The organism is Endozoicomonas sp. ALD040, assembly GCF_049275945.1.
GTDB lineage: Bacteria > Pseudomonadota > Gammaproteobacteria > Pseudomonadales > Endozoicomonadaceae > Endozoicomonas_A.
The window spans coordinates 402,884-426,761 of record NZ_CP184829.1; the positions used below are offsets into that span (position 1 = coordinate 402,884).

Annotated in this window: 20 protein-coding genes; 12 read left to right on the forward strand and 8 right to left on the reverse strand. The window is 48.6% G+C overall.

Annotated elements, in window-relative coordinates; all coding sequences use genetic code 11:
- Nucleotides 1-29: 29 nt before the first annotated feature.
- The 8 genes from ACOJUN_RS01295 to ACOJUN_RS01330 form a co-directional block, all read right to left on the reverse strand.
- Nucleotides 30-401, reverse strand: coding sequence for a hypothetical protein (locus ACOJUN_RS01295; protein ID WP_422134878.1), 372 nt, complete (start codon nt 399-401; stop codon nt 30-32).
- Between the two features lie 76 nt (nt 402-477).
- A complete protein-coding gene (locus ACOJUN_RS01300; RefSeq protein ID WP_422134879.1) occupies nt 478-1,752 on the reverse strand; it encodes a TyeA family type III secretion system gatekeeper subunit in 1,275 nt (424 codons plus the stop codon).
- A 54-nt stretch (nt 1,753-1,806) separates the two neighbouring features.
- Complete coding sequence (locus tag ACOJUN_RS01305; protein ID WP_422134880.1) at nt 1,807-3,300, reverse strand: hypothetical protein; 1,494 nt, start codon at nt 3,298-3,300, stop codon at nt 1,807-1,809.
- An 18-nt stretch (nt 3,301-3,318) separates the two neighbouring features.
- A complete protein-coding gene (gene sctE / locus ACOJUN_RS01310) occupies nt 3,319-4,875 on the reverse strand; it encodes a type III secretion system translocon subunit SctE (protein WP_422134881.1) in 1,557 nt (518 codons plus the stop codon).
- Nucleotides 4,876-4,891: 16 nt separating this feature from the next.
- Nucleotides 4,892-5,368 (reverse strand): SycD/LcrH family type III secretion system chaperone, encoded by a 477-nt coding sequence (locus ACOJUN_RS01315; protein WP_422134882.1) that lies wholly within the window; start codon nt 5,366-5,368, stop codon nt 4,892-4,894.
- Between the two features lie 18 nt (nt 5,369-5,386).
- Nucleotides 5,387-6,223, reverse strand: a complete 837-nt coding sequence (locus ACOJUN_RS01320) for a hypothetical protein (RefSeq protein ID WP_422134883.1) — start codon at nt 6,221-6,223, stop codon at nt 5,387-5,389.
- A 94-nt stretch (nt 6,224-6,317) separates the two neighbouring features.
- Complete coding sequence (locus tag ACOJUN_RS01325; RefSeq protein ID WP_422134884.1) at nt 6,318-8,108, reverse strand: hypothetical protein; 1,791 nt, start codon at nt 8,106-8,108, stop codon at nt 6,318-6,320.
- Nucleotides 8,109-8,228: 120 nt separating this feature from the next.
- Nucleotides 8,229-8,648 (reverse strand): CBS domain-containing protein, encoded by a 420-nt coding sequence (locus ACOJUN_RS01330; protein WP_317145470.1) that lies wholly within the window; start codon nt 8,646-8,648, stop codon nt 8,229-8,231.
- Nucleotides 8,649-8,850: 202 nt separating this feature from the next.
- Here ACOJUN_RS01330 and ppa point away from each other — a divergent pair, with 202 nt between their 5' ends.
- From ppa to ACOJUN_RS01390, 12 genes are all read left to right on the forward strand, one after another.
- Nucleotides 8,851-9,378 carry an inorganic diphosphatase gene (gene ppa / locus ACOJUN_RS01335; RefSeq protein ID WP_422134885.1) on the forward strand — a complete coding sequence of 176 codons (528 nt, stop codon included), beginning with the start codon at nt 8,851-8,853 and terminating at the stop codon, nt 9,376-9,378.
- A gap of 157 nt (nt 9,379-9,535) precedes the next feature.
- Nucleotides 9,536-11,359 (forward strand): protein-disulfide reductase DsbD, encoded by a 1,824-nt coding sequence (gene dsbD / locus ACOJUN_RS01340; RefSeq protein WP_422134886.1) that lies wholly within the window; start codon nt 9,536-9,538, stop codon nt 11,357-11,359.
- Nucleotides 11,360-11,497: 138 nt separating this feature from the next.
- Nucleotides 11,498-11,944: a type II 3-dehydroquinate dehydratase gene (aroQ, locus tag ACOJUN_RS01345; RefSeq protein ID WP_422134887.1), complete on the forward strand. Its 447-nt coding sequence runs from the start codon at nt 11,498-11,500 to the stop codon at nt 11,942-11,944.
- Nucleotides 11,945-12,161: 217 nt separating this feature from the next.
- Nucleotides 12,162-12,635 (forward strand): acetyl-CoA carboxylase biotin carboxyl carrier protein, encoded by a 474-nt coding sequence (gene accB / locus ACOJUN_RS01350; protein ID WP_422137134.1) that lies wholly within the window; start codon nt 12,162-12,164, stop codon nt 12,633-12,635.
- Nucleotides 12,636-12,645: 10 nt separating this feature from the next.
- Nucleotides 12,646-13,989, forward strand: a complete 1,344-nt coding sequence (gene accC, locus ACOJUN_RS01355) for an acetyl-CoA carboxylase biotin carboxylase subunit (RefSeq protein ID WP_422134888.1) — start codon at nt 12,646-12,648, stop codon at nt 13,987-13,989.
- 154 nt (nt 13,990-14,143) lie between these two features.
- Nucleotides 14,144-15,028 (forward strand): 50S ribosomal protein L11 methyltransferase, encoded by an 885-nt coding sequence (prmA, locus tag ACOJUN_RS01360; protein ID WP_422134889.1) that lies wholly within the window; start codon nt 14,144-14,146, stop codon nt 15,026-15,028.
- 309 nt (nt 15,029-15,337) lie between these two features.
- Complete coding sequence (locus tag ACOJUN_RS01365) at nt 15,338-16,195, forward strand: DUF3426 domain-containing protein (RefSeq protein ID WP_422134890.1); 858 nt, start codon at nt 15,338-15,340, stop codon at nt 16,193-16,195.
- Nucleotides 16,196-16,666: 471 nt separating this feature from the next.
- Nucleotides 16,667-17,665 carry a tRNA dihydrouridine synthase DusB gene (gene dusB, locus ACOJUN_RS01370; protein WP_422137135.1) on the forward strand — a complete coding sequence of 333 codons (999 nt, stop codon included), beginning with the start codon at nt 16,667-16,669 and terminating at the stop codon, nt 17,663-17,665.
- Nucleotides 17,662-17,964, forward strand: coding sequence for a DNA-binding transcriptional regulator Fis (fis, locus tag ACOJUN_RS01375; RefSeq protein ID WP_422134891.1), 303 nt, complete (start codon nt 17,662-17,664; stop codon nt 17,962-17,964). Before dusB ends, fis begins: the two co-directional genes overlap by 4 nt.
- Before the next feature lie 261 nt (nt 17,965-18,225).
- On the forward strand, nt 18,226-19,812 hold the full coding sequence (purH, locus tag ACOJUN_RS01380) for a bifunctional phosphoribosylaminoimidazolecarboxamide formyltransferase/IMP cyclohydrolase (protein ID WP_422134892.1): 1,587 nt from the start codon (nt 18,226-18,228) through the stop codon (nt 19,810-19,812).
- 102 nt (nt 19,813-19,914) lie between these two features.
- Nucleotides 19,915-21,198 carry a phosphoribosylamine--glycine ligase gene (purD, locus tag ACOJUN_RS01385; protein ID WP_422134893.1) on the forward strand — a complete coding sequence of 428 codons (1,284 nt, stop codon included), beginning with the start codon at nt 19,915-19,917 and terminating at the stop codon, nt 21,196-21,198.
- A gap of 217 nt (nt 21,199-21,415) precedes the next feature.
- Complete coding sequence (locus tag ACOJUN_RS01390; RefSeq protein WP_422134894.1) at nt 21,416-23,869, forward strand: response regulator; 2,454 nt, start codon at nt 21,416-21,418, stop codon at nt 23,867-23,869.
- The last annotated feature ends 9 nt before the right edge of the window (nt 23,870-23,878 follow it).

Sequence of the window (23,878 nt, forward strand, 5' to 3'; positions counted from 1 at the left end):
GCAGGTCAAGCCTGCCACCCTACGGAGCATTAAGCAGCAAGCTGCTCAGATTGTCTTATTATTGTTTCGATAGCACTTTCGACGGTTGGACGGGAGAACTGTTCATTATTGAGATAAATCAACCAGACCAGTTCCTCTTCTCCTTTCAGTCCTGCCTGCAATGGCAGCACAAGTGACTGGGTGTAATGACACTTTTTTAGCGCGTAAACCAGACTTTTGGAGGCATCGAATCGGGACAATCCCTGAACCATGTAGACCAGAACACCCTCTTCCTGTGTCTCCAGATACAGGGTCCTTTCTGATTCAAATTCCATGCTGATCACTCCGGATACGCCGAAACTGAGTCCCTCAACACCCATTCCCCGGCCGATATCCGAAACCACCTCATCGCGCCAATCCATAGCTTGCTTCCCTCGTGCTAAACAGCTTTCACAGGCACGCCCTGCCCTTTTTCAGCTGTAGAGTCTTCAATGGTGGCTACTGAGATTTTTGTTCCTTCCCAGCAGCAAAAAAAGGCGTTTCAACTTTCTTACTTGATGGCAAATCCAGAGAGGCGGTTACTTCACCCAGAAAACTATCATCCAGCTTGGCATCCAGATCAGCCTCTTCAATGGCCTCTGACTCTTCCTCTTCAATTTTGCTATCCAGACTGTCTGTTGCCGCAGACAGCATATTCAGTTTGGTCTCATCATTGGTAAACACTTCTTCGGGAATGGATCTCACGATATCGACGATGGAAGTCAACGCAAAAATATGAGCTTCCAGTTTTTCCAGATTCATTTTTAACGGCAATTTTTCAAAATCAGACTCTGTCACCCACTGTTGATCGACAAGATCGAGCATCTCTTCCATCAGCACCAATCGAACGACTTTTTCTTCAGGGAATGTTCTTTCCAGCCTCTCTTCAGCTTCGCAACAGGCATCATGAACACCCGACTGAATCTTCAGCCCTTTCATATCATCAATAATGACTTTCAATCTGACCGGTGAAGTGGAGTGAGTGGTGCAGTTCAAATCCGTCGCAAGGAGATCAAGTTGTCCCTGAATAGCTCCTTCCAGATTCTCTGCTCCGTAGGTTTCTACCAGATAGCGATAAGTTGTCTTGAGTGAACCGTCATCACGCACATGATCCATCTTCGCTGAATCAATGAGGTTGGCATAGCTTTCACGGACCGTACGAACATCAACATCAAAGCCCATCTCTTCGATCATCTCGGCTGCTGACTCAGAGATATTGAGGCCAGCCTGGATCAGTGTCGGGTTCTTTTCCCTGATGCTTTGCTGAGCCGTACGAATTTGATTGGCTTTTTCCTGGTCTCCCTGCTCTTCAAAATATTCTGCGGCAAAATCCAGTGCCGCAAATTGCTCAAGCACGTCGTCCGAAAATTCCTGGGCCTGCTTCAGAACCTGATTGGGGTTGAGATTGGTTTGATTACTGAAATTGTTAACCAGATCCTTGAATGCCTGGGTTTCCTGAATAGCCTGTATTTTCTTGATGCGCTCAAGCAGCTTGTCGGAGAGTTCTGAACCACTGGAAAGTTTTCTGTCTTTGAGTTTGGTTTGCTTGAAGCGGTCAGCGACCATGGAAAGCTCTTCTGCACTGTCAAGCAGCGCAGAAGTGGCATCAGACCGAACCTGAACCGTTTGTCCGGCAACCTTGCCTTTGGCTCCCTGGTTGCCTGCAACGTTCTGGTTACTCTCCAGAAACGATGGCGCTGATGCACCACCGGCCCTGTCGAGTGGAATAGTCATGTCATGCCTCCTGCATGCAGTAGACGGCAATCCTCAGAGATTGAACGTCTCTGTTTAGCCTCGTGTAGTGGTTTTCAGTGTTTCGAACCAGGTTCGTATAATTTCGTCCATCTTACTTTGAACAGTCTTCACCATGTCCTGTTGCAACTGCATCCACTCAGATGCACTCTGAGCCGAGTTTTCGTGGGTTTTCTGGTAGGCTTCATGCTCTTTCTGTAATGCCTGGTGTTTTGAAGCGTGATAGTTAACGCCCGCAGAAACAATGTCACCCCCACCCGTCGCTATCTGAGCCTGCTGGGTAGCCAACTGCATCCTGATCTGCTTCTCAGCGGCGGAACCACCACCCCGTGCACCATTAATTGCAATCATACCTGCACCTATTTTCATGGTACCGCTGATCGTGCCTGCTATCAGAGTGTAGAGGGCCGCTGATCTCATTTCTTCGGCCTGGTGCAAAACTTCCTGCTTGGCTGCATCATACTCAGCGGCCCTGGTTTCTCTGGCGGTTCTTCGACCCTGAACCCCCATCTCGTGAAGGAGTTCAAACACAGTAAAAATGTCCACCAGCTGTTGCAGCACTCTGTCACCGATCGGGCTGCCTGTTGATAGTACGTTGGCGACCTTTGCCATCTCTTGCAAATGAGCAAGCTGATTAGAATCTATTGATCGGGCAAGCTTACCTTGAGTTTTCAACGATTGAGGATCGGCCGTGGCCAGCAACACATCGGCTTCTGCATCACTAAACCCCATCTGTTTCAGTAGTTCTTTCTGTTGTTCAGTACCAAATGTCTGGCCGTTCAACAGAGCCGTCAAACGTTCTGCCTGAGCATTGCTGAATCCCTGAGAGGCAAGGGCCGATTTATTTTTCCCGGACCCGGCCTGATGAGTTGACATCAGTGAATTGCCTTCATCATCCGGATCAGCCAGTGACAGCAAGGCATCCACCTGACTTTCACTGAAACCCATGGCCTTCAGAGCATCTTTTTTACCCTGTAAGGCTGATTCACCGCCATGCAGGGACGCCAGAGAGTTGCCTGCATCATCCGGATCAGCCAGTGACATCAGGGCATCGAGCTGGCTCTGACTGAAGCCCATTCCGGCAAGAACACTTCTCTTACCCTCAGCAGTTCCGAGATTATGGCCATGAAGGTTACTTATAAGACCGGCGCTGCCTTTCAAAAGATCAGCGTTTTTTTTCAGTTGCTGTTGCTGTTCCGGGCTGAGGTTACCAGTGCGCAACCCTTCCGCCAGCTTCTGAGTATTTTCAAGAGATGACTGAGTTTGCTTGCTGATATCGTTGACGTCAGAACTGGCTGTTTCAAGATGGGTGGGCTTGACATCACCGGGTTTATCAAGCTCTGGTGCTCTCTTCTGTTGACCTTTCAAAACTTCGGTACTTTTGCTTTCACGGGAATATCGAAGGTTTTCGCCGTCAAGATCTCCCCGTCCGACTTCATCCAGCGGCGCTGTGCCACCTGACCCTGATGTCTGGGAACTATAGTCCACTGGCGTATTCTGTGACGCGCCTGTCTGTCCTACCTGTGACATAATCTACCTCCTTGAGACTCAGGCACGCAGGTTGCGCGCAAGTGTTGTCTTGGTTTCATGATTCGCTTTAATGATGCTGGCGGCTGTGGAGTAGCCATTCTGGAGTTCCTGGATAGCCTTCTCCAAACCTTCCATAGCATCATCTATGGCCTTCTGGATCCTGACCATTTCGGCTTTTTCTTCAAGCGCTTCTGCCCTGAATATGTCTGCCTGATATTTGTAAACAGTGGTTCCGATATCAGCACCACCCGAAGCAATCTGACCGGCGCCCCCTATCAACTGGGCTGTCTGTCCTAACTTGGTCACGATCGCGATTTTTTTTGCAACAGCAGCGGATGTGGTTGCAGCCGTGTTAGCGCCTGTCGCCGTCACCGTTGCAGCGGTTGAAGACCCTGCTGCGGTACTTGATGAAGCTGTACTGGCAGCGGCTCCACCGGCACCGGCAAAGCCACCTGCGACAGCTGCGCCTGCGGAAAGTGCGATCATAATGACAGCCCAAAAGACCGTCGCACCAATTTTGGTATCTTGCTCAGCGTCTTCGTCACTGGCAAGGCCGTCAAAAATTTTCATCATAAAGTTGTTGGTTTCTGATGAAACCGTCATGGTGATCATAAGACCTGTCGCTGCAACCATCAGACTCGCGGCAACAATACTCAAAGCACCACCGGTAAGAACTCCCGCAACAGCCAAAGCGACGGTGGCAATCGCCATGAATGCCAGCGCGATATAATTGAAAATCTTCCCTACCCTTTGGGATTTTTTCGATTCTTCGACTTTTGCAATGGATTCACGAATTTTGCTGATGATATTGCTACTGCGTTGCTCTGCAGCGACCTGACCTATCTTGATACTTTCCTGGTCAAAGCGGAGTCGCTCGTTCTGCAACTTTGACTGGATCTGAACCAGCATCGTGGTAGCGGAGTCTATATCAAGGGGCCTTTCAGCGTTGAGAGCTGCTTTGGTAAATGTATCGAGATCCTTCTTCAGCTCAGCTTTCAAATCATCCGGAATTTCTTTGATGGCAGAGAAACGAACCATGACATCTTCGAAAGTATTAAACAGTGTATTCAGCTTGGGATCGCCACCCCGGGCCTCCATATCTTTCAATCTGGCAGTGGCAGAGTGCATGGGAGCAAGAGCGTTTTCAGAATCTTTGGGATCAGCCACAGCCAGCATCCCATTGATTTGGGATTTGCTGAACCCCATACTTTCAAGTTCATTGCTCTTACTCTGAAGATGGTTTGTCTGCTTTCTGATGGGAAGGTTACTGTGTTCCTGAACCACCTCACCTGGCGACCTCGGGCCTTTTGCCGACTTGTCTGTTGCCTGCCCTTCCTGATGCTTCAACACTTCTGCGGTAGCCTTTTCAGACTCAGCATTTGCTGAAGGCGCATCCAGGACTGGAGCATTGATCTGTGCTTTAGGGGCTTCTCCACCTTCCGTTCTTGAGTAACTGTTCTGGTTACTAAAACCTCGCTGAACCGGATTTTCCTCATTATCAACAGCATTATAAGAAGCCTGATGAATATTTCCGGTTTGCTCTGTAGGGGCAGGCCCCTGACCGATTGAAGACATCCTTTCACCTCTTCCCTTAACTGCTCAGGTTTTCCAGCATGCTTTCGGCTCTCTGTTTTTCTTCCTCAAAAGCAGCCGCATTTCCAGCCCATTCAATGGCTGTTTCGTATGACATTTTTGCTTTTTCGTTGTCACCCATTGCCAGATGACAGTCTCCGATGTAGAGCATGGGCTTGGGGTCGTCGGCATCCAGTACAGTGGCAAAAGTGAAGATTTCAATAGCATTTTCATACTGCTTCATCATTTGCTGGCAGGCACCGAGACCCATAAAGTATTTTCGATTGAAGTGATCATAGAAACAGAGAAACTGAAAGACCTTTTGCGCCTCGTCGTACTTGCCCCCCTGATAAAGGTTATAAGCGACGCTGTATATGGCTTCCATGGCATCATCGCTCATATTTTTGAGGTCTTTGAAGGTTCCGCCCTTACCAAAGAACTCGAGAAGCATATCATCAAGTTCTTCACCTTCATTCATCTTGGCTTCTTCATTCACAGCGGGATCCTCCATGATTCACCGTAGGTTCTGAATAATCGTACTGAGTGACTGATAGTATTTGTTGACAAAGTTAGAAAGCATTTCAAAGCTTTGGTTATATTTATTTATAGTCTGCTGTAGCTTGGTTGTTTCCAGCTGGGATTGACTGGTCAAAGCTTCAATTTTGGTCTTCAAACCTTCGATATTAACTTCCCAGTCAGCTGAATTGTGATTAGTACCACTCTGGTACTTCGCGCCAAGGCTGTCCCAAAAGTCCTTGTACTCCTGACTAAAGGTTGTTGTGCCCGATGTACCGGCGTCAGCTTTTTTAGCTTTGGCTTTGGCTAACCAGTCGTTTGCTACTTCCAACTGGGCGTTCTTGTCCTGAATCGATTGAATCTGATCTCTGAGTTGAACCTCTATGATTTCCGCCCTGGCCGTTAGCACTGACATCACCAAGGCATCCAGACTGGGCTTGGAAAAATCGACAGGCTCTCCATTCAAATAGGCATTTACAGAAGCTGCACCCGGGCCAATATAATTATCTCCCTGCCAATTGCTCGGATTACTGACCTGATTCAGAAGCGAGACGGGTGTCTGGACATAGACCAGCTGCCTCGCAGCATCCGTGAGTTTGCCTGAGTACTGAAGAGAGTTGAGTGTCGACTTATCAACGGTATAAAAGTGAGTGGGTGTCAGGGAATTCCCCTGATCATCAGGGTCGGCCAGTGATAATAAAGCATCAATCTGTGCATCACTGAAACCCGCAGCTCTGAGTGAGTCTCTTTTGGCATCAGTAAGATGAACAGACCCCCGCGTGCCAGTGAGTGTTACTCCCCCCTTATTATCCACTGCCGGTGTGGAATCAGTCATAAATTGGCTCCCTGCCGCCCTGAGCAAATCACATTAGTATTAATTTAGTACATGACTTCAATGTGAAAATTTCATCAACAACATAAATTAAGAACTATTTGAAATGATTTTTATCTCTCATTTTGTCGATCACATTACTAAACCTGTCTCCGGTATGTCTTTCAAGCTCATCCAGGAACTCTGCTCCCGTGATCCTTTTTCCTCTGGGTTTTTCGAGCACCTCCTTCGCGGCGTTCAGAAAGTCATTTCTGTCACTGACACCAAGACGATCGGCCCTGTTCAAAGTGTCCAGTTCAAAAGAAAGCACTCGAAGGTGGACTTGATTTTGTGAAATAGTCGGATCAAAGGCCTCTGAAGCGCCTGTTCCAGAGGCAGAGGACTGTAGAGGTGTTGTCGGTTTTCCAGACTTAAGAGCTACAGGAGGAGGAGGTGGAGGAGGTAGAGGAGGTTCTGGCACCGCATCAGAGACCCCTGCAGAAGCCCCAAATGCAGCCAGGCTCTGCTGTTTTAACAAACGCTCGGCTTTTTCTGCTTCGAGCAACTTCAGGACATGAGTCAATATTTCTCTGGCTTGTTCTGTGCCGGGACTGGCCAGCGCTCCCTGGGTCATGGCCATCAGCTGACCCAGGGAAGCATCGCTCATTCTGGGCAGCATCTCTTTCATTTTCGACAGAAAATCAGCCAGAGCCTGCTCTCTCTCAGTGGCTGATGTGGCATTCATCATAGCTTCTGCCGCACTCAAAATAGCGTTTGTGACCGATTTGAATTCATTATCGCGGGGATCAAAATTCTTATCTCTACTCAATACATCGGCAATAGCCTCTGAAATCACTTCTGAGAGAGGCAAGCCTGCTTGCATCCCTGAAGAAACTTGCTCTAAAAGCGCCTCGGGGTCTCCATTAATCCCGCTCTGCTGAGCAAACTTCCTTAGCCTTTTTTTGGCTTCGTCTTCATCCAGAGAACCATCTTCCCTGACAGGAATCGGGCCATCGCCCTGAGTGAGGGCTTCCAGAATGGGTTTGCGAACAGCCACGAACTTGCCATCATCGACATTGTTTTCAACCGGCTTGGATTTAGACTCATCAGGTTTTGGCTCAGGCTTATCAGGCTTCGGTTCAGGCGGGTTAACCGGAACATCACCCGGAGCAGCCATGATCTCGGTGAGGCCCATACTCAACATCATTATTCCACAAGCGTATATACAAAGTCCTGCTGGGGGAAAAGCAATGCTTGCGAGTGCACCTATGCCCACCAGAACACCACCCACTGCAGTGACCGTTGACTCTTTTTTGTGTTTATCGAAAAAACCAAGCTTGGGCTGAAGCTGATTCTTGAATGCTTCTTTTCTGCTTTGCACATCAGGATCATCGGATGAGCTGACAGACACGTGGGGTTGCGCAGAAGGTGAAGTCGCTGTTGGTGAAATGGATTCATCATTCGCGTCAGGGGCTGGACTGTCCCCATGCTCACCCGGAGATGTTTGCCCGGGTTCTTCGTGAAGCTGAGCACTTTCATCACTGTGCGGATCAGATGCTGTAGATGATTCATAAAGTCCGGAAAGTTCGGGAGGGCTGGTTCTGGAAGACTTTCTGGAGGCTTGCAGCGAATTCAATATTTGAGAAGCTTCATCATCTTCCATGGAATCTTTCAGCTTTGAATCCGTCAGCGCTGGCAAATCTTTACGGACACTGGCAGTACGTGAGTGTATACTCTCTGGCGCTGGGCTCGAAACTTCAGAACCACGCCCCCCAATGAGACTCCTTCCCGGCGTTCCGGTTACATTTCTGGGACCCAACCGGCCCGATTCATCAGTCTTATGCTCTGGTGGCACCAAATCAACAGGTGATGTAGTTTGAGTTTCGACTCCCGTCGTTCTCCCTTCCATAAACCTTCTTCCAAAAGTTCGTCATGTACTTCAATAAAGCTTAGATGAACTATCGCTTTGGCAGGAAAATTTAATACTCAAAGAGAATAAATAAGGCTTCAGGTGAGAGAGCAGGACGACTTACACAGCTTTTTGTTTAGCTGGTGTTTCATAAAATTCCAACACCGCTGACATGACATCCTTAGGACTGAGCATTCCGACCAGAGCACCGTCGTCAACAACGGGGACCCTGAAAGCGTGGGCTTTCATAAAGTGTTCGTACGCAGTAATGATATTGTCGAAGGGTGATACGGTGAGGACTTCCCGGGTCATACTTTCTCCCACAAGACTCCCTTCCTGGGAAAAATACCCTCCCATCAATGTTCCCTGGAGACAGTCGGTTTCTGAGAGGATACCGACCACGCCCCCACTCTCATCGACAACCGGTACGGCCGTAATATCGTTGTGGAGCAGTATTCGTATGGCCTCAACCACTTCCATAGTTGGTGGAATAGTGATCACCTGAGGTGTCATGCAGTCTTTAACTTTGATTGATCTCATAAAACCTCTCCGGTTATTCTGAGCAGTCAGGAGCAATATGACCCTTACAGTATTCTACTCTTTTTCGAACAATGTCCAGTTGCCAAAGGAACATACTTCATAAAGTCTTGTCCAGAACGGAGACAACTCCCTTCGGGAACTCTATAATGACCAGCTTTCCATCCATTTACCTCTGTAATCGAAATAAGGCAAAGGTATACACATGAGCTATGCAAATATCCCGGCAGGTAAGAGTCTGCCTGAAGATATCTATGTTGCCATCGAAATTCCGGCCAATGCGTCACCCATCAAGTATGAAATTGATAAGGATGTCGATGCTCTGATGGTAGACCGTTTCATGGCTACCCCCATGTTCTACCCTGCCAACTATGGTTACATTCCCCAGACTCTGGCGGACGATGGTGATCCTCTGGACGTTCTGGTAGTGACGCCTTACCCTGTTGTTCCGGGTTCAGTCATCCGCTGCCGTGCGGTTGGCATGCTGAACATGTCAGACGAAAGTGGTCAGGACGAAAAACTGATTGCAGTCCCCCATGAGAAGCTGTCTGCATTATACAACGATGTACAGGAATACTCTGATCTGCCAGAACTACTGCTGAAGCAAATCGAGCATTTCTTCGAGAACTACAAAGATCTGGAACCCGGAAAGTGGGTCAAGATCGAAGGCTGGGAAGGCAAAGAAGCTGCCTTTGAGGTCATCAAAAAGTCTGCAGCAAACTACAAAGGCTGAAGGAATTAACGCAGTAAACTATTTTCATAAGTGGTTTATTAATCCTTTGATGGTGCTGGAGATGTTATCTCCAGCACCATTAGCGGACTCGGGAGCTTGCATCCCGGCCATTTCACTTCACAATTAAAGAACCAGAAACAGGAACAGTTGGTTTTACATGGTTCAGCTATTCATAAGCAATCAAAAATCTTACCTCAGCACCTTTTTCATTATTCTTTTTACCTGGGCTTTTTCCAGTGGTGCTTCTGCTAATTTAAGCGCACTACTGGGCTCCGGGACGCAGCAATTTTTGCCAGTTGAAGAGGCGTTTCAGCTGGAAGCAGAGATCGAAAACAACACACTGCTCCTGCACTTTCTGATAACACCAGAACATTATCTTTACAAGGATCGATTCAGCTTTTCCAGTGATGAAAGCACTACCCTGCTTGGTGAGCCAATATTTCCAAAAGGCAAACAAAAGTACGACATTAACTTTGAACAGGACATGGAGGTCTTTCCAAAAAATGTCACTGTTAAAATTCCTGTCAAGAGTTCTGAAGCCGAGCCCCAATTCCAGATAAGGTTTCAGGGCTGTGCTGATGCGGGCCTTTGCTATCCGCCACAGACTCTTACTATTACTCTGCCAAACCCCCATGTCTCCAGTACTGATCGGGTCAGGTCTTCTGAAAAGGCGCCGGATGACGGCAAGGATCAGAGTATCCCGGAATCCTTTGTCGACAAGAACCTTCCTGTTACACTTCTGCTGTTTTTACTGGCGGGGCTGGGGCTGGCCTTCACCCCCTGTGTACTCCCGATGATTCCTATTCTCTCCAGTCTGCTGGTAGGCGCTGCAGCAAAGGGAGCCAGTAGAAAAAGAACGCTCACTCTTTCCATCATTTATGTGCTCAGTATGTCGATCACCTTCGCTCTGGCTGGCACTTTGATGGGGCTTTTCGGGGCGAGCCTGAACCTGCAGGCAAAACTTCAATCACCCTGGCTATTGATCCCCTTTGCCATTCTCTTCGTTATTCTGGCCCTGAGCATGTTTGGTTTTTATGAACTCCAGCTTCCGGAAAAGCTCAGGGATCGTCTGAACAAACAGCCTCAGAAGTCAGGAAGTCTTTCAGGTGCAGCCGTCATGGGGGTTTTATCAGCCCTGGTGGTATCGCCGTGTGTCTCAGCACCCTTGGCAGGCGCACTGATTTACATCAGCTCAACAGGTGACGCACTCATTGGCGGACTCTCCCTGCTGGCTCTTGGCCTGGGAATGGGGCTGCCACTCCTATTGATTGGTCTGGGTGGCAAGAGCCTGCTACCAAAAGCAGGCGGTTGGATGGAAAATGTCAAACGCTGCTTTGGCTTCCTGCTGCTTGGCGTTGCCATCTGGATGCTGGAGAGGGTTATTCCAGCACCACTCACGCTCTTTCTCTGGGGAACACTGGCACTTGGTGGTGCTGTCTGTCTTGGCGCTATGGACTTCAGCAAGAAAGCCGGAGCCGCTTTATTTTTTCAGGCGCTCGGCCTCGTTCTCCTGATCTATGGCACTCTGCTGATCATCGGAGCAGCTCAAGGTCAGAACGACCCATTACAACCTCTTTGCAGAAACAGCCAGCCCGCTGAAAACCTTTCAGCAGGGTATTCCTTTCAAACAGTGACAACGGTTAAAGCGCTTTTGGCCCAGCTGGAAATGGCCAGGAAGAGTGGCAAAGCCGCGATGATTGATGTTTATGCAGACTGGTGCATTTCCTGCAAGGTTATGGAAAGAAACGTTTTTCCTGAAGCTATTGCCAAAGTCAGCCCAGGCAACTGGCATTTCATCAAATTTGATATAACCGCCAACACCCCCGAACAACTCATCTGGCTAAACAATTATCAATTGTTTGGCCCACCCTCTCTGCTATTTTTCAACACCTATGGTCGAGAGCGGAGTGAACTTCGCTCTCTGGGAGAGATTACCTCCTCTGAACTCCAGAAAAAACTGAATCAGACGCTTTCTCCATAAATCTGGATCTAACATCATCGTTCTGGGCTTATATGGCTTTGAAATGCTTGGTAACTGTCTTTAACGTTCAGTAACACGCACGAACTAGACCCTTTGAATGCATTGCGGCACAATAAAAGCCAACATAAGAGGATACAGATGGCAACAATACTTGTTCTTAATGGCCCCAATCTGAACCTGCTGGGAACCAGAGAGCCCGGCGTGTATGGTGCCACCACACTGGAACAAATCGATTATATTCTGACCCAACAGGCTCAAATGGCTGGTCACCAGCTCAGTTGCTTCCAAAGCAACGCTGAGCATGAACTCATAGAACGGATTCATAAAGCTTCTGAAGAACGGGTTAATTTCATCATTATTAATCCTGGGGCTTACACTCATACCAGTGTTGCTATCAGAGATGCCCTGCTGGGTGTTGCCATTCCCTTTGTTGAAGTTCACTTGTCCAATATCCATCGACGGGAGGCTTTCCGACATCATTCCTATTTCAGTGATGTCGCAGAAGGCGTAATCGCTGGACTCGGACCCAAAGGCTATGAGTTTGGTCTGGCCTATGCCATTGACCTGCTCAGTCAGAAGTCATAGAGGCTACTCGTGACTGACTGCATATTCAGAATGTTCTTCTGAAAAGCCAACTTCTCATAAAGCTAAGAAGCCGAGTGCAGAAAATCACTTCTTCTCTTTTCGGGAATAAAATGATTTTCACATTAAAACAATCAGGGCTGCATGATTGAGTGCACCCATGAACATCCTATTAACCACGGGGCAGTTTCTCCCTGTCCAACAGCATTTGAGATTAACGATGGACATCCGAAAAGTAAAAAAGCTCATTGAGCTGCTGGAAGAGTCTGGAATTGACGAGTTGGAAATTCACGAGGGTGAAGAATCTGTTCGTATCAGCCGTTATTCCCAGAATGCTCCGGTAGCCTCACTCGCTGCTCCTCAGGTTATTCCTGCTGCAGTTCCAGCTTCAGCGCCTGTGGCAGCTGTACCTGAAGCTCCGGCAGCAGCCCCGGCGGCTGAAACCAGACCTCAGCTGTCAGGTCACCATGTAAAATCGCCAATGGTCGGTACTTTCTACACAGCATCTTCACCCAGCTCACCGGTTTTTGTTGAGCTAGGGCAGCAAGTTAAAGAAGGTGATGTTCTCTGCATTGTCGAAGCCATGAAAATGATGAACCAGATCAAGGCCGACAAGTCAGGCACCATCGAAGCCATTCTGGTTGAAAACGGGCAGCCCGTTGAATACGACCAGCCCTTGTTCACCATTGCCTGAGACAGATCCCATGCTGGATAAAATCGTAATCGCCAACCGGGGCGAAATAGCCCTGCGGGTCTTGCGGGCCTGTAAAGAACTCGGCATCAAGACCGTAGCCGTGCACTCCAAGGCTGACGAAAGCCTGATGCACGTGCGTCTGGCTGACGAGTCTGTCTGCATTGGTCCCAACAGCCCTGCTGAAAGCTACCTGAATATCCCGGCTATTATCAGCGCTGCAGAAGTGACTGATGCCAATGGTATTCACCCTGGCTACGGCTTTCTCTCAGAAAATGCCGATTTTGCCGAACAGGTAGAACGCAGCGGGTTCACCTTTATTGGTCCCAAACCAGACGTTATTCGCCTGATGGGTGATAAGGTATCTGCCATTGCCGCCATGAAAAAAGCCGGTGTTCCAACCGTTCCAGGCTCTGACGGCCCCATCACAGAAGATGATGAACGCACACTGGACATTGCCCGCCGCATTGGTTACCCGGTCATTATCAAAGCATCAGGTGGTGGCGGTGGTCGAGGGATGCGAGTCGTTCACAGCGAATCCGATCTTCTCAATGCCATCAACTTAACCCAGTCTGAAGCCAAAGCAGCCTTCAATAACGACGTGGTCTATCTGGAGAAATTCCTGGGAAATCCTCGTCACGTTGAATTCCAGGTACTGTCAGACAGCCACGGCAATGCTATTCATCTGGGGGATCGTGACTGCTCTTTGCAGCGACGCCACCAGAAAGTCATTGAAGAAGCGCCTGCACCTGACATTGATCAGGATGCCAGAGCCACGGTAGCAGCAGCCTGTACCAAGGCCTGTATAGAAATTGGTTATACCGGTGCAGGTACTTTCGAATTTCTGTATGAAGATGGCCAGTTCTACTTCATCGAGATGAACACTCGTGTGCAGGTTGAACACCCTGTAACAGAAATGATTTCCGGCGTGGATATTGTCAGAGAACAGATTCGCATTGCCAGTGGTCTGCCTTTGAGCATCTCCCAGGAAGAAGTTGAACTTCAGGGCCATGCTTTTGAATGTCGTATCAATGCCGAAGACCCAAAAACCTTTATGCCTTCTCCGGGTCTGGTCAACCAGTTCCACTCTCCTGGCGGTAATGGTGTTCGGGTAGATTCTCATCTTTACAGTGGCTACAGCATTCCTCCCTACTATGATTCACTGATAGCCAAGATCATCACCTATGGTCCAGATCGTGAAACCGCTCTGTTAAGAATGAGAAATGCATTGGATGAAGCGGTTGTAGATGGCATTCGTACAAATATCCCACTGCACCAGGAGCTGGTGAAGGACAAAAACTTCCAGAAAGGAGGCGTTAGCATCCATTATCTGGAGAAGAAGCTTGAAGATGCCTGATCCTGCTTCCAAAGCTCTCTGAAAACTGCTTTCAGAGAGCCTCCTCCCTCTTCTACTTTATTAACTCTTGTCCCACTTCCTCAATCAGCTAGAATGAGACGGACCCGACAGGAAACTTATTCTGCCATTCACCCCAATCTGTAAGCCCATACCCATGCCCTGGATACAAATCAAACTAGACACCTCTTCCGATCATGCTGAAGAACTGGAAGACCTGCTTCTGGAAGCCGGAGCCAGTGCCGTAACCCTTCAGGACGGTAAAGATCAGCCCCTGTTCGAGCCCGAGCCAGGCAGCACCCCGCTGTGGCAACATACCGTGGTCATTGGACTCTTCGATGCCCATAAAGATATGGACGCCGTAGTAGAGCACATACAGACTCAATACCAGCAAAGCCCATTTCCTGACCACAAGGTTGAAATTGTCGAAGACAAGGATTGGGAAAGAGAATGGATGACCCACTTTGTGCCCATGCAATTTGGTACAAAACTCTGGGTCTGCCCCAGCTGGAAAGAGATTCCGGAACCTGATGCCATTAACCTGATGCTTGACCCGGGTCTTGCTTTTGGAACAGGCACTCATCCAACCACAGCTCTGTGTCTGGAGTGGCTGGAAAAACAGGAAAGCTTAGAAAATCAGTCGGTTATCGATTACGGGTGTGGATCTGGAATACTGGCGATTGCAGCATTATTACTGGGTGCTAAAACCGTAACCGGGGTCGATCTTGACCCTCAGGCACTGGAAGCAACTATAGATAACGCCGAAAGGAACAAGATCGCCCCGGAAAAACTGAAAGTTTATTTGCCGGATCAGGCTCCAAAGGATACAGCAGACGTTGTGATCGCCAACATACTCGCTGGCCCACTGGTAGAATTGGCACCGACACTGGCGAGCTATCTCGACAACGGCGGGAAGATCGCTCTGTCGGGTATCCTTTCTGAACAGCAAGACATTATCGTCAGCACCTACTCTCAATGGTTCGAACTGGAGCCTGCTATGCACCATGAAGACTGGATTCTGGTGACCGGAACCCGAAAGTGACAACTAAAAAAACGCGGCATTTTTCGATACTAGGAGCCTGTCGGACTTAAGACTGTCCTACTGCGGTTGCAATAAATTGGTCTAAAAATCCCTGTTTCTTCGTCAAATAGCTCGCTATTCTCCTCAGAAACAGAGATTTTTATCCTCAATTTCTTGCAATCCTCGCTACGGACGCTTAAGTCCGACAGGCTGCCAGGCTCATTTCAGGCTGCTGTCCGAGAGATTTTATCTTTTGGACAGTAGACATCCTTTGCAGCTCTTTGATCTAATAATCCCCACTCAATCAAGACAATATCCCATGCAGGCTTCATGACCAGCTCTCGAATCACCCGCTGCCCAAAATGCCAGACCTCCTTTAAAGTGACCCAGGCACAATTACGAGCTGCCGGTGGCTCCGTTCGTTGCGGTTCCTGTCTCGAGGTGTTTGATGCCCAATCAAACATGTCCGCAGACGCTGCTCCAGAAAAGCCACTCCAGATGAAGCCGCAGATCAAACCTTATAAAAAACAATCGAGCCAGCCCGACAAAACAGCAGAACAAAACGCTGCTCAAAACAGCAAGCCTGAAGCCAGTTCAATAAAAGCTATCGAACCACCTTCTGAAGAAGAGGCCCCCTTCCACTCTTTTCTCGACACTCTGGACAATGAGCACGTTGAAGTTGATGAAGAACCGGGACGAAGTTCCCTGAAAATTGCTGGCTGGCTCACTCTAATCCTGATTTTCTCTATCACTCTTGCAGGGCAATACGCCTGGTTCAACAGAGATCAGCTTTCACTCGACCCGCGATTGAGACCAGCATATACTTTTAGTTGCCGATACCTGAAGTGCTCTCTTCCTGCATTGGTAAACATCAACGCCATTAAGAGCCTGCAACTGCATATCCGCAGCCACCCTCTGCAAAGCGAAGGACTGGTTGTAGACTCAGTGATTATCAATGAAGCCACATTCCCACAACCCTGGCCTCGGCTTGAATTAACATTTAGTGACATTAACGGACAGCCCGTAGCCAGCAGACGTTTTCGCCCCAAAGAATATCTGGGCGGAGCCCTGGCCGGTTCCAGAGAGATACCCAGCGGACAACCCGTAAGGCTCAGCATGGAAATCGTTGACCCCGGCAATGGAGCCACCAACTATCAATTGCGCTTTTTACCTGTCAAACAGCGCTGATTAAAGTTAAAAAAACCTGTAAACCTTGCTTATCTGGTGTTTTACCGACGAAGGCATCTCGAAAACCAACTCAAGAAATTGCAATAAGTGCTTGACCCAGATCAAAAAAGCAATCAGATCACTTAAGTTATTACTTGCGGTTTTTCCCGAAAAAGTCACTATACAACGCCCTTGGCAAGGATATATTTCGCAACAGGACACTGCTACGTGGTAATAACTGCTCCTGAAGATAAGTGCTATTCCAGTGAGAGCCAACAACAGAACCCTCTTTCGTCTAAAAATTGTACAGAGTATTATACCCGGCTACGCCTGCCTGATCTCCTGAACAGAGACGCTGAAAGTCGTACAAATAAATAGTTGAAAACTCCGCAAGATCAGCCTCTTGCTTTTTTCATAATTCCGAGCAGCGATTTAAATCACTTGAGACGGTTTTATCGCACTCTGGGCACTACTAACGCTGGATTGAGGCAAATCACCTTGTTGAAGATTGGTCCATACGCTATTCAAAGCCCGGTCATCCTGGCCCCTATGGCCGGAGTAACAGACCGCCCATTCAGGCAGCTGTGCTTGAGAATGGGGGCGGGTATGGCCGTCTCAGAAATGGTGACCAGCAACCCAAAACTCTGGAACACCCGGAAGTCCCGACTGAGAATGGACCATCACGCTGAAGAATTCGAACCTCGTTCTGTTCAGATTGCAGGCAGTGACCCGGAGCAAATGGCCATCGCGGCTCGCCTGAACCAGGAACGAGGCGCCCAGATCATTGATATCAACATGGGCTGCCCTGCCAAAAAAGTCTGTAACAAAGCGGCTGGCTCTGCTCTGATGAGAGAACCTGAACTGGTAGAGCAAATACTGAAGTCGGTGGTTCAGGCGGTTGATATCCCGGTCACCCTCAAGACACGTACCGGCTGGTGCCCCGAAAACAGAAACGGCCTCGACATTGCCTTAATGGCACAGGACTGCGGTATAACCGCTCTGGCCATTCATGGCAGAACCCGTCAGTGTATGTACAAAGGTGAGGCCGAATACGAGACCATTGCCCGGATTTGTGAATCCCTGGAAATTCCAGTGATTGCCAATGGCGATATTACCTCTCCCGAGAAAGCAAAAACGGTACTGGATGTCACAGGCGCAGACGCGATTATGGTGGGCCGTGCAGCCCAGGGGAAACCCTGGATATTCAGAGAGATTAACCACTTTCTTGAACAGGGTGAACACCTGCCAGCGCCCGAAAACAAAGAGATTCAGTCCATTTTAACAGGTCACCTTGCTGCGCTTCACGAGTTTTACGGTGAAGTCCAGGGTGTGCGCATCGCCAGAAAACACGTTGGCTGGTATTTGCAGGCCAGTCCATCAGGCGCCAGTCTTCGCAAACGATTCAACAGACTGGAGTCTGCAGAAGAACAAGAAAACTGCATACTGGAGTATTTTCAAACCTTAAGTCATCACAAGGATATTGCAGCATGACGGCATCCCATATTATTACTGACGAACCCTCTGTTAATGGACAGGCATTGACCAGCCCTATCGAGAGTGAAACACAGACACTCCGCGACAGCGTTGAAAAAGCAATGAACAACTACTTTAGCCATCTGGATGGTCAGGAAGTGACTGATGTTTACCAGATGGTCCTTTCTGAAGTAGAAGCCCCCCTTCTGGAAACGGTTATGGCTTACGTCAAGGGTAACCAGACCAGGGCCTCTGTCCTGCTTGGGCTGAACCGTGGCACACTGAGAAAGAAACTCAAGCAATACGACCTGCTCTAATCCCCGCCTTAAAGTCGTATTATGCCATCTGACGTGAATACGACTTTATGCGCCCCCCTTGCCTTTACAACCTGCGCAAAGACAAATCCCGTATCTTTTCGAAGAATAACAGGTCAGTAATAACCCTCATATCAGCCTGGGGTGGTAGCATTATTTCTGTATTTCCCTCTATTCCCGAGAATCGGATGCTGCGAAGCAGGACAAATCCAGCTAGAATCAGTCAGCTTTTCAGGCAACGATTTTTCAGTGAGTAAAGGAACGATGGCAAACGATTTCGAACAGCCACCTCTTCGAAGAGCCCTGATCAGTGTCTCAAACAAAACCGGCATAGTTGAATTTGCCCGGGCACTGCACCAGCGCTCAGTAGAAATCCTATCCACGGGCGGCACCTACAAACTGCTGGTTGAGCACGATATTCCCGCTGTGGAAATCTCCAGTTACACAGGCTTTCCGGAAATGATGGACGGCAGAGTCAAAACCCTGCACCCCAAAGTTCACGGAGGCATTCTCGGTCGCTCCGGTCAGGATGAAGCCGTCATGAGCGAACACGGTATCGACCCAATCGATCTGGTTGTTGTCAACCTCTACCCTTTCGAACAGACAGTGAGCCGCGAAGATTGCACCCTGGAGATGGCTATTGAGAACATTGATATTGGTGGTCCTACCATGGTTCGTGCTGCTGCCAAGAACCACAGGGACACCACTATTGTTGTCAACGCAGAAGACTACACCCAGGTACTCTCTGAGCTGGATGAAAACAATGGTTCTGTCTCTGCAGCGACTCGCTTTGACCTTGCTGTAAAGGCCTTTGAACATACTGCTCATTACGATGGCGCAATTGCCAACTACCTCGGAACATTAACAGGCAACAAGGACGAACCAGAAGCCTTTCCTCGCACCTTTAACCGTCAGTACAAGAAAGTCCAGGACATGCGTTATGGCGAGAACCCTCATCAGAAAGCCGCCTTCTATGTAGAAGAACCTGCTCCTGCAGGTACCGTTTCCAGTGCTCGAAAGATTCAGGGCAAGGCACTCTCTTTCAATAACATTGCTGACACCGATGCGGCTCTGGAGTGTGTCAAGGCCTTTGAAGCTCCAGCCTGCGTCATCGTCAAACACGCCAATCCATGTGGCGTAGCCATCGGCACCGACATCCTGGAGGCCTATAACAGAGCCTACACAACCGACCCTACATCCGCCTTTGGTGGCATCATAGCCTTTAACAGAAAACTCGATGCAGTCACTGCCAAAGCCATCATTGATCGTCAGTTTGTAGAAGTCATCATAGCGCCGGAAATCGACGGCGAAGCAGAAACCATTCTTCAGAACAAAAAGAATATCCGCCTGCTGTGCTGCGGCACCCTGCCAGAAACTGCCGGGCATTTTCTGGATTTCAAACGAGTCAATGGCGGACTGCTGATTCAAGACGGTGACATCAGGGTAACCAGCGTTCAGGAACTGAAATCAGTGACAGAGAGAGCTCCCACTGAAGCAGAACTGAGCGACCTGCAGTTCGCCTGGAAAGTGGGTAAATTTGTTAAGTCAAACGCGATTGTTTACGCCAGAGATCATCAAACCATTGGTATTGGTGCAGGTCAGATGAGCCGGGTATACAGTGCCCGCATTGCTGGCATCAAAGCCGCTGATGAAAACCTGGAAGTCCGTGGGTCTGTGATGGCATCAGACGCCTTCTTCCCATTCAGAGATGGCATTGATGCGGCCGCCAGTGCCGGAGTTACCGCTGTCATCCAGCCAGGCGGCTCCATGAGAGATCAGGAAGTGATTGATGCTGCCAACGAGGCTGGCATTGCCATGGTATTCACTGGCGTCAGGCATTTCCGCCACTGATCGCTGGTAAGAGGCATTTAATGTGTCTCTTTTTTCACTCGCTTTACGACCAATGACAAACACTGGTTATTCACCACCAGACTTCCCGGGGACAGGCAACCTATGAAAGTACTCATCATCGGCAGTGGCGGACGCGAACATGCGCTCGCCTGGAAAGTAGCTCAGGACAACAACGTAGAGCAGGTTTTTGTAGCGCCTGGAAACGCAGGGACGGCTCTTGAGCCAGGAATCACCAACATCAGCATTGATGTACTTGAACTCGATAAACTGGTTGAATTCACCGTTAAAGAAAACATCGACCTGACCATTGTTGGCCCCGAAGCCCCTTTAGTGGCCGGTGTCGTTGACCGCTTTGAAGAAGCCAATCTCATCATCTTCGGCCCCTCACAAGGCGCCGCTCAGCTCGAAGGTTCAAAGGCTTTCAGCAAAGACTTCCTGGCTCGTCACAACATTCCTACTGCTGACTATCAAAACTTCACTGACATTGATCAGGCCAAAGCCTACGTCCGCGAGAAAGGTGCCCCCATTGTCGTAAAGGCGGACGGACTGGCCGCTGGCAAAGGCGTCATTCTTGCTGACACAGAAGAGCAGGCATTTGCTGCCATTGATGACATGCTGGCTGGCAACGCCTTTGGTGAAGCGGGGCACCGGGTGGTTATTGAAGAATTCCTTCAAGGCGAAGAAGCCAGCTTTATTGTTATGGTTGATGGTAAAAACATTTTGCCACTGGTTACCAGCCAGGACCATAAGGCCAGAGATAACGGTGACAAAGGCCCTAACACGGGTGGTATGGGTGCTTACTCTCCTGCACCGGTAGTGACTCAACGTATTCACGAGCGCGCCATGCAGGAAGTGATCATTCCCACCGTGGAAGGCATGGCCGCCGAAGGCAACACCTACAAGGGTTTTTTGTACGCAGGCCTGATGATTGACGACAAAGGCACGCCCAAAGTACTGGAATTCAACTGTCGTTTTGGTGACCCTGAAACACAACCCATTATGATGCGCCTTCAATCCAGCCTCACTGAACTTTGTCTCGCCGGTGCAACAGCTAAGCTGGATCAGGTGGAAGCCCGCTGGGATGAACGAACAGCACTGGGGGTTGTTATGGCCGCAGGTGGCTACCCTGAGAAATACCACAAAGGCGACATCATCACTGGCATTGACGAAGCCAACTCAACAGACTGCAAAGTGTTTCATGCCGGCACACAGCTCAGTGGAGAACAAATAGTGACCCATGGCGGTCGCGTACTGTGTGTCACCGCCCTGGGCAGCAGCGTTAAAGAGGCACAGAACAAAGCCTACCAGGCTTGCTCAAAGATTCAGTGGAATAATGCTTATTTCAGGACTGACATTGGCTATCGCGCCATAGCCAGAGAGCATTGAGCACTTGATACTTTTCAGATGGAGCGGACAGGATGACCGCTCCCTCAGCTGATCTCAGCTTAACCCACTCAAATAAACGTCCACCGACTAATAGAATAAAAATTCATAAAGCAGTTATCCCGAAAGCAAAATAACTTTCAAAGTAAAGTTATATAAAATTGCAACAATTTCACTTTTTCGCAGGGCAGCTTAGGGTATACTCAGCAACAATGGAAAAATGGAATTTTCAATAAATATTATGAGAGTTGTATTCAACCGCCTGTTATCCATTGCCCCCCATCCACCCTCAGGTGAAGAGTCAGTGTCACGACTCTCCATCAGGGTTGGATTCTGGATTAATGTAGTCTTACTGCTGTTTCTGGCTGCCTTTGGTGCACAAGCATTCAGTGCTGAAAAGGTCACTGATCAGCAGCCTGGTAAGGTTTCTATCAATCTCGAGCCATTCTCAAGCATTTTCATTGATCCGGAAAGCTCCCTTGAGCTGAATCAAATCAATGATCTGAATTACCTGTTTCGTTTTGCTCCCTGGCAGAAAGAAAGTCTCTACTTCACCAGCCAAAAAGGCACGGCCTGGATCAAGATATCACTGCCTGAGGACGTCAACGTTAAGCCTGTGCCCATCCTCTGGCTTCAACCACCACCCGGCGTATCACTTAATGTCTATATTTCAGGCCCAAAGTATTACAAGCAACTTCCAAATAAACGACAGCCAAACAGTAATATTTATCTCTATAATCTGACGCCCTATGCAGATAAGAAACTGGATGTGTTTATTGAGATACCCGCAGCCGCCGCAGGCAGCTTACTTGCCTATCTAAAGTCTCCCAGAGCATTTCTCAGTGATCAGGCATTTGTACACTGGCAAACTGGCTGGCTGCTAGCCCTATTTATCGCAACAATGATTATGAATGCCATTAACTGGTTTAATTATCACAAGAAAGCCTATATCTTCTTGGCTGGCTTCGGCTTAATGGGCTCAATGTTTTTGATAAGCTGGCAGGGATTGTTCAATATCAGCGAGCTCGGAGCAGGTTGGCTGCAGAACCTGATGATGAACGCCTCACTGATCGTTGGAACCATTCTGATCAGTCAGATAGCTCGCATCAGCTTGACGGGAAACAATGTCAACCTTATCTACTGCTTTAACATACTTTCTATCATCTCGGCATCATTACTGATTCTTGCTTTAACGGGTACCTTTGCATCTCTGGAACACAGCCTGATGATCAACCTGCTGACGACTCAGGTCTTCTGGTATTGCAGTCTGTTCATCAGAGTACCCGGTGCACTGAAGATTCCTGCCTGGCTTTCCACCCCTTATGCGATTATCCACCTGGTGACCTCTCTAGCTATCCTGGGCGTTACCAATCACAACCCCATAGCTGCCACCTGGATACTGCTTCAAGCGACCTCGATAAACATTCTTGCCTTCAGCTTTTATTTTGCCAGCCAGAGGCATTTGCGAACTGAATCAGGACTTTCAAAGAATCCATCTCTCAGCCCGGCACCCAAATCCCAGATGGCAAAAGATAATGATCTTTTCAACGCAATGGGTCATGAACTGAGAACACCTCTGAATGGCGTACTGGGAATGTCTGAACTACTCCAGAGTACACAGCTGACCCCCAAACAGGAAAACTATGTTGAAACCCTGAGATATGCAGGCAATGAGCTCAGCAACCTGATTAACCTGCTTTCTGAAGCATGGAAACTTGAGCAAAACGAAGCCAGCCCTGATATTAAACCCTACGATATCAATGAATTTCTGAACGACTGCCTCTTTAAATTCCGTTTACGGGCAGAACAACTAAATACTGAGCTGATCAGCTTTGTACACCCTGATGTCCCGGATATCAGTGAAACAGATACACGTCAGTTATCACTCATTTTGGAAAGTACCCTGATTCATATCTTCCGCCATATTAAAAACAGTGAAGTCATGATTTCTGTCAATCAGACCTCTCAGCTACCTGGCTCAGAGCCGAAAAGCCAACAACAGAGTAAAGACGGCTACATTCTTTATCAGATCAGGTACAGTCAGGGACAACAAGTCCTGAACCTGCCAGAGAACACCAATGAACTGAGCTACTCTGAAGCGAAACGACAGGCCGACATTAGCATGCAACTTTACATTACCATCCAATTAATTGAGGCCTTGTCGGGACACTTCGGCATCATGAACCAAGGCAGCACGCACATCTGGTTTGCTATTCCACATAAGGAACAAACAACAGATGTCATTCATCGGGATGAACAACCACTTTTCTATGACAAAAATGTCAAAGCACTCATTGTTGATGACAATAAAACCTGTAGACAGGTTCTGGCCCAACAATGTGCCCTGATGGGTATCAATACTCTGGATGCTGAAGACGGTCGGGAAGCACTGGCAATGATACGCAACGAAGCCTATTTGGGAAGAGACTTCGACGTGATCATCCTTGATCACCATATGCCTGGTATGAATGGCATCCAGATGTTAGAGAGGCTTCAGGAAGAAAGTCAGATAGAAATCCCGGGAATCATCATGCTCACGGGCGCCACAAACCCACCCGGAAAACAGCGTGCAGAGCGACTGGGAATCAGTAGATTCCTGACCAAACCGGCTGAATACAAAACACTCCAGAAGACACTATCACAAGTATTGGGAGAAAGAACTCCGTCAAGATGAGAATAAAAC